The following is a 14272-nucleotide window of genomic DNA, read 5'->3' on the forward strand; positions in this document are numbered from 1 at the left end:
CCCCATGAATGTCCACGTCATTTCCCTGTTGTTCGTCACCCTGGTATGGGGCGCCACCTTCCCCGTCTTGAAGATTGCCACGGCCCAGCTCAGCGGTATTGAAACCTCGGCCTTGCGTTTTCTGTTGGCGGCAGTCTGCATGTTGCCCTGGGCGGTGCGCGCGCCGCGCAAAGCGTGGCGCGATGGTGCGTTACTGGGGGCCTTGGTACTGTTTTCCTACGTGGCGCAGGCCTATGGTCTGCAGTTCATTTCGAGCAATCGCAGCGCCTTCCTCACCAGCCTGAATGTGCTGATGGTTCCGCTGTTCGGGGTGGTGATTGGCAATGCACTGTCCTGGCGCATCGTGCTGGCCGCAGTCCTCGCCTGTGCGGGCATCGGCCTGATGTCCTGGGACGGTGGCGCTGACTGGGTTGCCGATGCAGCCACTGTTGCTGGCGCAGCCGGATACGCCATTTATGTGATCGTGCTGTCTGCACGTGCCGGACGGCATGAAGCGCGCATGCTGGCGGCCACGCAAATTGTCTGGATGGCGGTGCTGGGGTGTGCCTGGATGGTGCTGGATGCAAAGAACACGGACACGCTGCGGACTCTGGGCAGTCGGCTGAATGTCGAAATCCTCTGGGGGCTGGCTTATCTGGGCGTGGTGGCCACCGCAGGCATGCTGTTCCTGCAGGCACGTGCCCAGCGCCATGTGCGGGCGGACAAGGCAGCACTCATCTACGCCATGGAGCCGGTCTTTGCGGCGATGTTCGCTTGGGTTTGGCTGTCGGAAGGCTTGAGCCTGCGGGCAGCCCTGGGGGCTGCCGTTGTGGTCTTTGCGGTGGTGTTCAGCGAGTGGAAGTCAGTACAGCAATAGTTGCTGGTCAGACATGCGCCTTGTCAGCTTCCGAAGTAAAGGCATCGGCGAAGAAGTTCTCTTCCGGCAGACCGGCCTGTGAGCAGAAGTCCTTGCGTGCAGAGTCCACCACGATCGGTGCACCACAGGCATAGACCTGGTGCGCTGACAGGTCGGCATGGTCTTGCAGCACGGCGCGGTGTACGAATCCTGTGCGGCCTGTCCAGCCGTCTTCGGGCAGCGCATCGGACACCACTGGAACGTAAGTGAGCCACGGGTGTGCCAAGGCAAACTCCTTGACCCAGGCATCCATGTACAGGTCCGCAGGCCTGCGACCACCCCAATACAGCGTGGCGGGGCGGTTTATGTCCTTGTGCTGCATGTGTTCCAGCAGGGCCTTGATGGGCGCAAACCCGGTACCCGACGCGAGCAGGATGATGGGCGACTCGGAATCCTCACGCAGGAAGAATGAACCAAATGGTCCTTCGATGCGCAGAATGTCTTTCTCCTTCATGGAGCCGAACACCAGATCGGTGAACTTGCCTCCGGGCATGTGGCGGATGTGTAGCTCCATAGGTGCACCTTCAGCAGGTGCGCTGGCCATGGAGTAGCTGCGGCGCGATCCGTCGCGCAACATGAATTCGATGTACTGGCCCGCGCGGTACAGGAAGTTGTCGTTGGCCGGCAGTTGCAGCTTCATGACGATCACATCGGAAGAAACCTTTTGCATGCTGCTCACGCGCGTGGGCATCTTCTTGATGGGTAAGGCACCTTCCTCAGTCACCTGGCGCGACTCCAGCACCAAATCGGATTGCGGTTGCGCGCAGCAGGTCAGGATGAATCCTTTGGCGGCTTCGTCAGCGCTCAGGGCCTTTTCCTGATGGGTGCCATGCACCACCGAACCCGAGAGCATCTTGCATTTGCAGCTGCCGCAGGCACCGTCCTTGCAGCCATAGGGCAGACCTATGCCCTGGCTGATGCCGGCGGACAAGACGGTTTCGTTGCTGCTTGCCGTGAAGGTCCGGCCACTGGGCTGTACGGTGACGGAGAAGGTGGAGGCATGGTTGCCGGTTGAACTCATCTTTTTGGGTATCCTGTCTGCTGTATCTTTTTAGCAGCCTGAATTGTGCCTTCAAACCAAAACCCTCTCGGCGCGCTGCCAGCGCGCTTTCGTCGCCAGCGTGTATTGATTGTGGGGTGTGGAGACGTGGGTATGCGTGTGGCCCGGCATCTGGAGGGCAGGGCACGCGTGCTGGCACTGAGTTCCTCGCCGCAGCGGTTCGACGCACTGCGTGCCAGGGACATAGTCCCGCTGACAGGCAATCTGGATCGTGCCGCCACCTTGGCGCGTTTGGCCGGTCTTGCAGACCGTGTGGTGTATCTGGCCCCCCCGCCTACCGAAGGCTGGCAGGACCCGCGTGCCGTTGCCTTGCTGCGTGCGCTGCGTCTGCGGGGCTTGCCCGTACAACTGGTGTACGGTTCCACCAGCGGTGTCTATGGCGACTGCGCAGGCGTATGGGTGGACGAGACCCGACCCACCAGTGCTACCACCCCGCGTGCCCGCAGGCGTGTGGCAGCAGAAGGGAGCGTGCGCTTCTTCGGGCGCTCCACGGGCGTGCGCACGCAGATACTGCGCATCCCTGGCATCTATGCGGCGGACCGCGAAGGCGGCACGCCCGAAGCGCGCCTGCAAAAGGGCACACCGGTGCTCTGTGCCGAGGACGATGTCTACACCAACCACATCCATGCCGATGATCTGGCACGCGCATGCCTGGCTGCGCTGTGGAAAGGCCGGCCGCAAAGGGTTTACAACGTCAGTGATGACACCGAAATGAAGATGGGTGATTACTACGACTGGGCGGCAGACCATTACCGACTGCCGCGTCCCCCGCGGGTGCCCCGCGACGGCGCCCAGCGCCAATTGCCGGTGATGTTGCTGAGCTTCATGAGCGAGTCGCGCAGACTGGTCAACACCCGCATGAAGCAGGAACTCGGCCTGCGCCTGCGTTACCCCTCGGTGCGCGAAGGCTTGCAGTAGTACCCGTACAGGGCCTTCCAGACCAGCCAGCTGGTGAACAGCGTGATGGGAAAAGCCCAGAGCACGTCACTTAGCCAATGGGCCACGTCGGCCATGCGGGCAAAGCCGATCACCAGTCCGGCTGCAATGCCGGCCGCAGCCCACAGTCGCTGGCGGCGCCTGTGTACCAATCCGAGTGAAACCAGGAAGACGCCGCAGGCCACATGTCCGCTGACGAATGAACAGTTGTTGTCACACTGGTCGGTGATGATGGCCGCCCGGGTGAACTGCTGGGGGCCACCAAAATTCTGCACCTGATAAGGGCGGGCGCGCTGCCAGTTTTCCTTGAACACCCAGTTCACGACCATGCCCGGCCCCAGGATGCCGGCAATCACCACGAATGCCAGCGGCAGTCGCCAGGTGCGCCAGCGTGGCTTGAGCAGGGCCACAACCCAGGCCAACCAGAGTAGGCCCAGGCAAACCCGGAACAGGGCAGGGACGTAGTCGTTGATCAACTCCACCCACCACCAGTGCACCGGGTGGATCATGGCGGTGGGGCCCGTGAAGATGGCTGCAGCCCTAAGGTCCAATGCCGTCCAGATGGTGGGAATCAGTGCCACCACCACGCTGGCAATCAGCACACCGGCAAACAAGCCGGGCGTTTTGTTGCCGGGAGGATTGGACGCGAAAGGTGAACGCATGGTCGTGAAGCAGATAGTTCGAAGCGGAAGAACGGGAGGGGCTATGCTAACCTCTTGCGGAACTTCAACTGCTCTCTCCTTCCGTGCTCCCTCCCTGGCTTGTCCATTACCGGCGCGATGCTCTGAGTAGCGACTTGATGGCTGGCGTCATCGTCACCATTCTGGTCATTCCGCAAAGCCTGGCCTACGCCTTGCTGGCAGGTCTGCCACCGCAGGCAGGCCTGTACGCCAGCATTTTCCCAGTGGTCGCCTATGTGTGGCTGGGGAGCAGCTCGATCCAGGCTGTAGGTCCGGTGGCCATTACCTCCATCATGACGTTTGCGGTGCTCAGCCCGTTGGCCACACCTGGAAGCCCCCAGTACATCGCGCTGGCTGCAGGGTTGGCTCTGTGTTCCGGCGTTCTGACTTTGGTGTTTGGAATCTTCAGGCTAGGCTTTCTTTCCCAACTGCTCAGTCGCCCGGTTGTGAGCGGTTTCATTTCAGGCTCCGCGGTGCTGATCATCATCAGTCAGCTCAAGTTCATGCTGGGCATTCAGGTAAAGGGGGACAACACCTGGCAAACACTTCTGTCCGTGCTGTCGAATCTCGGACAGAGCAACCCGGTGACGCTGCTGTTTTCGGGCATTGCACTGCCGTGGTTGCTATTGTCCCGCTATGGACTGGTACGGATGGCCGTGCGCATGGGCATTGCCAAGACAAAAGCCGAGGTATGGGTGCGCGTGATGCCCTTGATCGTTTTGGGCACCGCCAGCCTGCTGGTTGTCGGACTGAATCTGGACAACGCCCATCATGTGGCAGTCGTAGGTGCAGTTCAGGAAGGGCTGGGCAACATCAACCTGTTCCTGCCTGACGTGGGTTCCCTGCAGCAATTGCTAACACCGGCTCTGATCATGGCCTTCATCGGCACTGTGCAGAACATCACCATGGGGCAGGCGCTGGCGGCCAAGCGGCGCGAGCGACTGGATCCCAACCGCGAACTGGTAGGTTTGGGCGCAGCCAATGTGGTGGCGGCGTTCTATGGCGGCATGCCGGTGGGAGGCGGCTTGTCACGTACGGCCATCAACCTGGCCGCCGGTGCACGCTCTCCGCTCGCTGGCCTAGTGTCTGCGCTCAGCATGCTGCTGATTGTGCTGGCGGGTACCCACTGGTTTGCCCGTATGCCGCTGGCTGTGTTGGCTACCAGTATCGTGGTGGCGGCCATCAGCATGATTGACCTCAAGGCCCTGCGCCAGGCCTGGTCCTATGACCGGGCCGATGCCTATGCCTTGTTGGGAACGGCCGCCGGCGTGCTGCTGCTGGGGCTGGAGATGGGTATTGCCACCGGCATCCTGTTGTCGTTGATCACGCTGCTGGTGCGTGCCAGCACACCGCATATTGCAGTGATAGGGCGCATTGTCGGCACTGAACATTTCCGTAACGTCGAGCGCCACGGCGTGGAGACCATTCCTGGTGTGCTGTTCCTGCGGATTGATGAGAGCCTGTTCTTCGGCAATCTCAACGCAGTGGAGGACCGGCTCGTCGCCGAGTTGCAGAAAGACGCGCGCATCAAAGACCTGGTGCTGATCATGAGTGCGGTGAACCGGGTGGACACCACCGCCATGGAGGTGCTTTCCGACCTGAATCAGGATCTGGCAGCACGCGGCATTCGTCTGCATCTGGCAGAGGTAAAGGGGCCTGTCCAGGATCGTCTGCTGAATACCCCGCTGTGGCAAAGCCTGTCGGGCAGGGTGCACCTTTCGGTGAATAGGGCTTTCGAAATGCTTGCTGCCGAAAAGATTGCAGATGCCGGCTTGTATGTGATTTAGCCCGCGCAGCGCGCAATTGCTGCAGGTTCGGATTTTGCAAGTCGCGGTGGATTGGCTTGAAGGCCGGCAATCAGCATGTCCACCATGCCAGGCGCGCAGGTCGCCAGGTCGAATGACTGGGGCGCAAAAAGCCACTCGCTCATCGTGCCAGCCATGAAATTGCTGATGACCTGATTGGCCAGCACCACGTCCGTGTCAGGCGGCAGGTGCCCAGCAGCGACAGCGCGTGCCAGTGCGGTTTCCACCTGTGCCAGGCACTCTTCGCGCTTGGCGCGCTTGTTTTCCAACACGGTGATCATGGGGCCAATGTGCTCACATCGATGAAACATGATGTTGAACACGCGCTGCTGCTCGGGTGAGTGGGCCAGATTGGTCAACACCTGTACACACATGTTTCGCAGCGTTACCAGCGGATTGGCGTTGGCGGCCTGAAGCAACTCATTGAGCATGGACTCCATGGGGAACATGGCACGCGTAAACATCGCCTGAAGCAGATCGGCCTTGTCGGTGAAGTGCCAATAGATTGCACCCCGGGTCAGACCCGCTGCAGCTGCAATGTCATTGAGTGTTGTTTTTGCAACACCATTTTCAAAAAATACCTGCTCCGCTGCATCCAGCAATGCCGTGCAGGTGAGTTGGGCATCGTCTTTCTTCTTGCGGACCATGTTGTTTCCTCGTCGTCATTGTATTTTCGCATACTCCCCAATGTAACAAACATTCACGAATGTATGTAATACTAGGTCATCGAAATTCAAATGCCTTGATCTATGACAACAGAACCACGCTCAAACTCTATGACTGACGATCGTCTCCTTCTAAACGGGCATCCTAGCTGGATAACCACCTTGGTGCTGGCAGCGCTCCCCATGGCCCTGGTTGCGTGCGGGAAGTTCTCCAGCGCCCAGGCCGGTCCCGGCGGTGCCATGCCTTTGCCCGAAGTCGCGGTCATTACCGTGCAGGCCAAAGACCAGGCCGTCGACATGGAGTACACCGGACAGACCGCCGGCTCACGCGAAACCGAAGTTCGCGCCCGGGTTGGCGGCATCCTGAACAAACGCCTGTACGAAGAGGGCGCCGTGGTGCAAGCCGGCACGCCCCTGTTCCAGATTGATCCAGCCAGCTACCAGACGCAACTCGCGTCTGCGGAAGCCGCTGTCGCCATGGCCGAAGCCAAGGCTTCTCAAGCGCGTCGCGAATATGCCCGTCTGGCGCCTCTGGTTGCCGACAAGGCGGTCAGTCAGAAGGAATACGACGACAGCAAGTCCGCTCTGGAAACCGCCGAAGCCAGCCTGAAGCAGGCCCAGGCACAAGCCAACGAAGCACGCCTGAACCTGGGTTACACCCGGGTGGTGGCGCCCATTGGCGGTACAACCGGAGTCGCCAGCAAGTCCGAAGGCAATCTGTTGACCACCGCAGACAGTCTGCTCACCACCATCGTGCAGACCAATCCCATGTACGTGAACTTCAGCGTGTCCGAAGGTGACATGCTGCGCTTGACCAAACAGCTCAAGGCGGGACAACTGGCGGTGCCGGGCAAGAAGGCCAGCAATGGCAGCTTGGGCTTCACCGTGAGTGTCAAACTGTCAGACGGCAGCAGCTATCCACGTACCGGCAAGTTGAACTTTGCCAGCGAACGCATCAATGCCCAGACCGGTAGCTTTGATGTGCGGGCAGAGATCCCCAATCCCGACGGATCGCTGCGTCCCGGACAGTTCGTGCGCGTGAGTCTGGGTGGGGCCAGCCGCCCGGCGGCCCTGGCCGTGCCCCAGCGCGCCATCATCGACAGTCCCTTCGGAAAGATCGTCTTTGTTGTCAACAAGGAAGACAAGCTCGAACCCCACCCGGTGGAGCTGGACGGCTGGTCGCAAGGTCAATGGATCGTGACCAAGGGCCTGAAGGATGGTGATCGTGTGCTGGTTGATGGTTACATCAAGGCGCATGACCCCGGCATGCTGGTCAAGCCGGTTCCCTACGTGCCGACGCCTGCAGATGGCGCGGCTGTCAAGCCATCAGCCGCTGCGCCTGCCGCCGCCACTTCTGCAACTGCTGCGGCCAAGTAGGGAGCCACGCACACATGTTTTCCAAGTTCTTTATCAATCGCCCGATCTTTGCAACGGTTCTGTCGTTGTTTCTGGTCCTGGCGGGGCTGGCCGCCATGCGCGTGCTACCCATCTCGCGCTACCCGGAAATTTCGCCACCCGTGGTGAACGTTCGGGCCATTTATCCAGGCGCTTCAGCTGAAGTGCTGGAAACTACCGTGGCCGCACCCATTGAGCAGTCCATCAACGGCGTTGAAAAAATGCTGTACATGGACAGTACCTCGTCGGGTGACGGTGCGGTTTCCATCAACGTGACTTTCGACGTCGGTACCGATCTGGACATCGCTGCGGTGAACGTCAACAACCGCGTCAACCAAGTGCTGAGCAAGCTGCCGCAGGAAGTTCAACGCCAGGGCGTGACCGTGGCCAAGAGCTCTGCCAATTTCCTGGTGGTTGCCGCGCTGTATTCGCCGGATGACCGTTACGACGCGCTCTACATCTCCAACTACATCACGCAAAACGTGTTGGACCCTATCAAGCGGGTACCCGGAACCACCAACGTGCAAATCTTTGGTGCCAAGGACTACGCGATGCGGATCTGGTTGCGGCCTGACCGTATGGCGCAGATGGGAATCACCGTAGGGGACATCTCCAGCGCAGTGACTGAGCAGAACGCGCAGTACGCAGCGGGCAAGATCGGTGCGCCACCCAACAACACCGAAGAGCTGACGCTGACCGTGACCGCCAAAGGCCGTCTACTGGAGCCTGAGCAGTTCGAGAACATTGTTGTTCGCAGCGGCACCCATGGCTCGGTAGTGCGCCTGAAGGACGTGGCCCGTGTCGAACTGGGTTCTAAGGATTACAACTTCTACGGGCGCGTGAATGGTCATCCGGCAGTGCCTGTTGGCGTGTTCCTGCAGACCGGTGCCAATGCACTGGATACGCGTGCAGCCGTTGAATCTGCACTGGTAGCGCTCAAGGCCAAGTTCCCCGAAGGTCTGACCTATTCCACACCCTACGACACGACGCCGTTTGTGTCGGAGTCCATCCACGAAGTGGTGAAGACACTGGCAGAAGCCATGGTGCTGGTGTTTGTGGTGGTCTATCTGTTCCTGCAGAGCTGGCGCGCCACCATCATCCCCACGCTGGCCGTGCCCGTGTCGCTCATCGGCACCATGGCCGGTCTGCATCTGCTGGGCTACAGCATCAACACGCTGACCCTGTTCGGCATGGTGCTGGCCATCGGTATCGTGGTGGACGACGCCATCGTGGTGCTGGAGAACGTCGAGCGCTTGATGCACGAAGAGAACATGACGCCCAAGGCGGCCGCCATCGAGGCCATGCACGAAGTGACCGGCCCGGTGATTGCCATCGTGCTGGTGCTGTGCTCGGCCTTCATACCGGTCGCCTTCCTGGGCGGATTGGCCGGGGAGCTGTATCGCCAGTTCTCCGTCACCATCACTATTGCGGTGGTGTTGTCCGGCATTGTGGCGCTGACGCTCACACCGGCCTTGTGCGCGGTGTTTCTCAAGCCGAACATGGAGCGCAAGAACAAGTTCTTTGACTGGTTCAACAGTGCTTTCCACCGCCTCACTGGCCGCTACATCTCGGGTGTTGCGTTCTTCCTGAAGCGTGGCGTGCTCGGTCTGGCGCTGTTCATTGGCATGGGCCTGCTGACCGGAGTGCTGTTCAAGATCGTGCCCGGTGCATTGGTGCCGGACGAAGACCAGGGTTACTTCATTGGCGCAGTCATCCTGCCGGAAGGCTCGTCGCTGGAGCGTACCAACCAGGTGGTCAAGAAGGTTGAAGCGGCCATGAGCCCCAACAAGAACATCGACACCGTTTTCAGCCTGGTGGGTCTGAACTTCCTGGGCGGCGGCGGCTTGAAGTCGTCCGCAGCCACCATGTTCTTCCCGCTCAAGCCCTGGGATGAGCGCAACCAGTCTGCCAAGGATCTGGTGATGGAAACCTACATGAAGACCGGTGGCATCAAGGAAGGCCTGCCCCTGGCGTTCTCGCCACCGGCCATCCAGGGTCTGGGTCAGACCGGCGGCTTCGAGTTCTACCTGCAAAACAAGGGTGATGGAGGCGTGCGCCGCCTAGCGCAGATGCTGCCGATCTTGCTCGCAGAAGCCAACAAGCAGCCCGAACTGCAGGGCGTCAAAACCCTGTGGCAAGCCAATTCGCCGCAGCTCTATGTCAATGTGGATACCGAAAAGGCACGCTCCATGGGCATTGCGCTGGCCGATATCTACAACACGCTGTCTGCCACTTTGGGAAGCTACTACGTCAACGACTTCAACAAGAGTGGACGTATCTACCAGGTGCTGATGCAAGCCGAAGGCAACTTCCGCTCCAAGCCGGATGACATCGGGGCCATCTACGTACGATCCAACACGGGCCAGATGGTTCAGATCCGTACGATTGCCGAAGTGAAGTTTGTCAGCGGGCCGGATTCGGTTCAGCATTTCAACGCGCTGCCCTCCATCCAGATTCTGGGCGACCCCAAACCGGGCTACAGCTCGGGCCAGGCCATTGCTGCCATGGAGCGCGCGGCTGCCAAGGTGCTGCCAGCTGACATGAGCTACGACTGGGGCGGTACCGCCTTCCAGCAAAAGCGCAACAGCGGCTCCAGCACACTGGCGCTGACTGCAGGCATCTTGATGATCTTCCTGATCCTGGCGGCGCAATATGAGCGCTGGTCACTGCCGTTCTCGGTCATTCTGGCGCTGCCGTTCGGTATCTTCGGCGCTTTGTTGGCGGTGTTCTTACGCAATTACACCAACGATGTGTACTTCCAGATCGGTCTGGTCACCTTGCTGGGGCTGTCGGCCAAGAATGCGATTCTGATCGTCGAGTTCGCCATGATGAAGGTGCACGAAGGCCTCACCCCGGTTGCCGCTGCTCTGGAGGCCGCTCGTCTGCGCTTCCGCCCGATTCTGATGACCTCCCTGGCCTTCATTCTGGGTGTGACACCGCTGGCGTTTTCCACCGGCGCAGGTGCGGCGGCCCGCCAGTCCATCGGTACCGGCGTGCTGGGCGGAATGCTGGCTGCCACCTTCCTGGCGGTGTTTCTGGTTCCGTTGTTCTTCAAGCTGGTGAACGACTGGAACTTCCGCTCCACACCTGATGACTACAAATACCAGAACAAGCCCGCTCATGGGCCGGATGTCCACTATGTTGAATAAGCCACGTTTCACCTTTGCCGTCTCGGTATTCGCACTTGCCATGCTTACGGCATGTGCCAGCCAGACGCCCGGTACCACGCCCTACAGCCGTCCGGAGTTGACGCTACCCGCTGGCGATGCGGCTGCCAAGGCGCAGGACCTCAAGACCTGGTGGAAAGGTTTTGCCGACCCGGTGCTGGATGCCCTGCTCGACGAGGCAACCCGCAACAACCAGGACCTGGCGCTGGCAACGGCCCGACTGGCCGAAGCGCGCGCCTCCCTGGCGCAAAGCCATGCCAACTTGTATCCCACGGTTGACCTGAACGCCAGCGCCACGCGCAGGCGCAGCAGCGAGAACGCCGCCACCTTCAGCCCAGGTGCCGATCCGGTGTCGGAAGACCGTCAGCTGGGGCTGACGGCCAGTTACGAGTTCGACTTCTGGGGCAAGTACGCCCGAGCCGACGACGCAGCCCGTGCCCGTCTGCTGGCCCAGTCGGCTAGCCAAGGCGCGGTTCTTACCACGCTGTATGCCAATGTAGCCCAGAGCTACTTTGCCTTGCGCGCCCTGGATACCCAGACTTCCCTGGCCGAGCGCACGCTTGCCACCCGGCAGGAAAATCTGCGCCTGCAAAAGCGCCGCTTTGATGCCGGTGTGGTGGGTGAGCTGGACTTGCGCCAAGCTGAGTCGGAGGCCGCCAGCGTGCTGGCTACCCTGCAACAGGTACGCCAAAGCCGCAGCAGCGCCGAGAGCGCTCTGGCCGTACTGGTGGGCCGTCAACCAGCTGATATCGTGAAGCCGGTTCTGGCGCGGGGTGCTGATCTGAGCGCGCTGTACGCGGCGCAGGCGGTACCCGCAAACCTGTCTTCGGACATCCTGTCTACGCGCCCCGACGTTGTGAGTGCGGAGCAAAACCTGATTGCCGCCCATGCGGACATCGGTCAGGCGCGCGCGGCCTACTTCCCCAAGCTGAGCCTCACGGCCAATGTGGGGCAGCAGTCCAAGGACATGTCCACACTGTTTGATCCTGCTTCCTTGTTCTGGAGCATGATTGGCAACCTCACGCAGCCTATCTTCCGCGCCGGTGCCATCGACGCCCTGGTGTCCGCTGCCAATGCGCGCCAGGAGCAGGCCGTGGCGCAGTACACCCAGACGGTTCAAAACGCCTTCAAGGACGCGCACGACGCCATGAACAACGTGGATGCTGGCCGCCAGCTTGTTGAAAGCACCACCGTGCGCATCAACGCACTGCGCGAAACGCTGCGTCTGGCTGATCTTCGCTACAAGGCAGGCTACACCGGCTACCTGGAAGTGCTCAATGCCCAACGTGACCTGATGCAGGCCGAATCGGGTCTGATCGACGTGCAACGCAACCAGCTCACCGCTGTGGTCAACCTGTACAAGGCATTGGGCGGGGGCTGGGATTCCACCTCGATCCAGTCCGCAGCCCGCTGAACGACAGGAAGTCGCGCTATGTAAACGGCGCGTAAACCACCTAAAAAATCCCCTAATTTGCACCGTTATGGTGCAAATTAGGGGGATCCCCCTTTTGTGCTGCATGGATTTGTGCGCCTTGCACCGATATGTGCCATAATTCGGGTTAACCCTAATACAGGGTAAACCCGTAAATTCATCATGCACTCCATCTATTCCATCTGGTTATTGGTTCGTTCCGCCGCTCGTGCGCTTGGACGTGGGTCCGACCGCATGGACCAAATCGATGCCGAGTTGTACCTCGCCGGCTCCAACTCCATTGCCGAGCTCGAACTTCGCGAACGCGACTGGCTGCTTAGCCACTAACTTTTTCTTTTGTTGTAAATATCATGTCTATCCTTTTGTTTTTGAAATCCCTGTTTGCCCAACCCACGTTCACCAGCGGTGAGCGCGTCAATCTGATCCTGGGCGGTTCTGTTGCCCGTACTGACGGTTACGTCGTCGGCCACGCCGAAGGTGGCGTGCTGGTCGAGTGGCCCAAGGGCGGCGCCAGCGTGGTCAACGCCAACAACCTGTCGTTGATCGGCTAATTGCCCACCGGTGGTTTTCTGCGTCGCCACAGTCTGACCACCATATAAGCCACCACGGCGACATTCCCAACCAATACCATCGCATTGGTTGCAGTGGTGTGCTGCATCAGGTGTTCCACCTCAAACGGTAGATACACCGTCCCCGAAAGAGCCGCCAGCCATTCGGCCCAGGCGCGATCTTTCCACAGCCCATACCCCTCGGTGAACCGGATCGCCGCATAGCCCCAGGCCAGCAATACGGCCTGGCGCAGGTCTGCGTTGCCCAATATGTCGGCATAGTTCAGCAGCATGCGCGGATAGTGCGCATCCGGATCCAGGTGAAAGTGCCCGATCAGGGCATAGGCCAGATGCCGAACGTCCCGGTGTGCCAGGCTCAACAAACCCAAGCTAGCAACCAGCGCCGCCACGCCTTTGATGGCCTCGAACAAGGCTATGGCGTGGAGGGCGGTGTTCTTCGGCTGGGAGGACGGTGCATTCATGCTTTCATTTGAACAAAAGCCCCTGACTCTTGCGAATCAGGGGCTTTTAAGAGTGGTGCCGGAGAGATGAATCGAACACCCGACCTTCTCATTACGAATGAGCTGCTCTACCGACTGAGCTACACCGGCACGAAATCCAGCATTATACCGATGCGTAGTAGCTGGCTGCGCGTTCCACTTCGTTCTTGGAACCCAGAATCACGCTGACGCGTTGGTGCAGCTTTTCGGGTTGCACGTCCAGGATGCGCTGCTTGCCGGTGCTGGCGGCGCCACCGGCCTGTTCGACCAGCCAGCCCATGGGGTTGGCTTCGTACATCAGGCGCAGCTTGCCGGCCTTTTCGGGTTCGCGCTTGTCCCAGGGGTACATGAACACGCCGCCGCGGGTCAGGATACGGTGCACGTCGGCCACCATGCTGGCAATCCAGCGCATGTTGAAGTCCTTGCCGCGCGGGCCTTCCTTGCCTTGCAGGCACTCGTCTATGTAGCGCTTGATCGGCGTGTCCCAGTGGCGCATGTTGCTCATGTTGATGGCAAATTCCTTGGTGTCCTCGGGAATCGTCACGTCGCGCTGGGTCAGCACAAACGAGCCTTGCTCGCGGTCCAGGGTGAACATGGAAACGCCTTGGCCTACGGTCAACACCAGCGTGGTCTGTGGGCCATAGATGCAGTAGCCCGCAGCGACCTGCTTGCTGCCGGCCTGCAGGAAGTCCTGCTCCGACACGCCCACACCTTCAGGTTTCTTGAGCACGCTGAAGATGGTGCCAATGCTGACGTTTACGTCGATATTGCTGGAGCCGTCCAGAGGATCGAACAGCAGCAGGTATTCGCCCTGTGGGTAGCGGTTGGGCACCACGTGGATGCCTTCCATTTCCTCGCTGGCCATCGCTGCCAGATGGCCGCCCCATTCATTGGCCTCGATCAGCACATCGTTGGCGATGATGTCCAGCTTCTTCTGGATCTCGCCCTGGATGTTCTCGTTCTCGCCTTCGGACACGCCCAGCACGCCGCCCAAGGCGCCCTTGTTCACGGCCAGGCTGATGCTCTTGCAGGCGCGCGCCACCACTTCCAGCAGCAGACGCAGTTGCGCCGGAATGGCGCCATCTATACGTTGCTCTTCGACCAGAAAGCGGGTCAGTGAAATTTTGGGTGCCATATTCAGTCTCCTTGATTGGGGGAAAGTTTTACCGCCGGGCCGCCCCAAGGTAAA

Annotated in this window: 12 protein-coding genes and 1 tRNA gene; 7 read left to right on the top strand and 6 right to left on the bottom strand. The window is 60.2% G+C overall.

The window, feature by feature from the left end; genetic code table 11:
• Positions 1-4 precede the first annotated feature (4 nt).
• On the top strand, positions 5-856 hold the full coding sequence (locus tag AC1RMF_RS18730; RefSeq protein WP_493143481.1) for a DMT family transporter: 852 nt from the start codon (positions 5-7) through the stop codon (positions 854-856).
• 7 nt (positions 857-863) lie between these two features.
• Here AC1RMF_RS18730 and AC1RMF_RS18735 read toward each other — a convergent pair whose 3' ends face one another.
• Positions 864-1916, bottom strand: a complete 1053-nt coding sequence (locus AC1RMF_RS18735; protein ID WP_493143483.1) for a CDP-6-deoxy-delta-3,4-glucoseen reductase — start codon at positions 1914-1916, stop codon at positions 864-866.
• A 45-nt stretch (positions 1917-1961) separates the two neighbouring features.
• Here AC1RMF_RS18735 and AC1RMF_RS18740 point away from each other — a divergent pair, with 45 nt between their 5' ends.
• Entirely contained in the window at positions 1962-2873 is a 912-nt protein-coding gene (locus AC1RMF_RS18740; protein WP_493143485.1) for an SDR family oxidoreductase, read from the top strand.
• Here AC1RMF_RS18740 and AC1RMF_RS18745 read toward each other — a convergent pair.
• Positions 2843-3553, bottom strand: a complete 711-nt coding sequence (locus AC1RMF_RS18745; RefSeq protein WP_493143487.1) for a phosphatase PAP2 family protein — start codon at positions 3551-3553, stop codon at positions 2843-2845. The two genes, AC1RMF_RS18740 and AC1RMF_RS18745, sit on opposite strands and share 31 nt — an antisense overlap.
• An 83-nt stretch (positions 3554-3636) precedes the next feature.
• Here AC1RMF_RS18745 and AC1RMF_RS18750 point away from each other — a divergent pair, with 83 nt between their 5' ends.
• Positions 3637-5358: a SulP family inorganic anion transporter gene (locus AC1RMF_RS18750; protein WP_493143489.1), complete on the top strand. Its 1722-nt coding sequence runs from the start codon at positions 3637-3639 to the stop codon at positions 5356-5358.
• On the opposite strand, the gene AC1RMF_RS18755 is transcribed toward AC1RMF_RS18750, so the two are convergent.
• Complete coding sequence (locus AC1RMF_RS18755; RefSeq protein WP_342618444.1) at positions 5355-6023, bottom strand: TetR family transcriptional regulator; 669 nt, start codon at positions 6021-6023, stop codon at positions 5355-5357. The genes AC1RMF_RS18750 and AC1RMF_RS18755 overlap by 4 nt on opposite strands.
• A 129-nt stretch (positions 6024-6152) precedes the next feature.
• Between AC1RMF_RS18755 and AC1RMF_RS18760 the strand changes: the two genes are divergently transcribed.
• The 4 genes from AC1RMF_RS18760 to AC1RMF_RS18775 all read left to right on the top strand — a co-directional run bounded on the left by AC1RMF_RS18760 (position 6153) and on the right by AC1RMF_RS18775 (position 12586).
• Positions 6153-7418 carry an efflux RND transporter periplasmic adaptor subunit gene (locus AC1RMF_RS18760; protein WP_493143491.1) on the top strand — a complete coding sequence of 422 codons (1266 nt, stop codon included), beginning with the start codon at positions 6153-6155 and terminating at the stop codon, positions 7416-7418.
• A gap of 14 nt (positions 7419-7432) precedes the next feature.
• The gene (locus tag AC1RMF_RS18765) at positions 7433-10585 is read left to right on the top strand and encodes an efflux RND transporter permease subunit (RefSeq protein WP_493143492.1); all 3153 of its coding nucleotides are present in this window, start codon (positions 7433-7435) and stop codon (positions 10583-10585) included.
• A complete protein-coding gene (locus AC1RMF_RS18770) occupies positions 10575-12017 on the top strand; it encodes an efflux transporter outer membrane subunit (protein ID WP_493143493.1) in 1443 nt (480 codons plus the stop codon). Before AC1RMF_RS18765 ends, AC1RMF_RS18770 begins: the two co-directional genes overlap by 11 nt.
• A 368-nt stretch (positions 12018-12385) precedes the next feature.
• On the top strand, positions 12386-12586 hold the full coding sequence (locus AC1RMF_RS18775) for a hypothetical protein (protein WP_342618440.1): 201 nt from the start codon (positions 12386-12388) through the stop codon (positions 12584-12586).
• Here the strand turns inward: AC1RMF_RS18775 and AC1RMF_RS18780 are convergent.
• The 3 genes from AC1RMF_RS18780 to AC1RMF_RS18790 form a co-directional block, all read right to left on the bottom strand.
• Complete coding sequence (locus tag AC1RMF_RS18780) at positions 12583-13065, bottom strand: DUF2127 domain-containing protein (RefSeq protein ID WP_342618439.1); 483 nt, start codon at positions 13063-13065, stop codon at positions 12583-12585. The genes AC1RMF_RS18775 and AC1RMF_RS18780 overlap by 4 nt on opposite strands.
• 53 nt (positions 13066-13118) lie before the next feature.
• A tRNA-Thr gene (locus AC1RMF_RS18785) sits at positions 13119-13194 on the bottom strand.
• Between the two features lie 13 nt (positions 13195-13207).
• Positions 13208-14218 (bottom strand): class 1 fructose-bisphosphatase, encoded by a 1011-nt coding sequence (locus AC1RMF_RS18790; protein WP_493143496.1) that lies wholly within the window; start codon positions 14216-14218, stop codon positions 13208-13210.
• Positions 14219-14272 lie beyond the last annotated feature (54 nt).

This window comes from Rhodoferax sp. GW822-FHT04A08 (genome assembly GCF_058801025.1).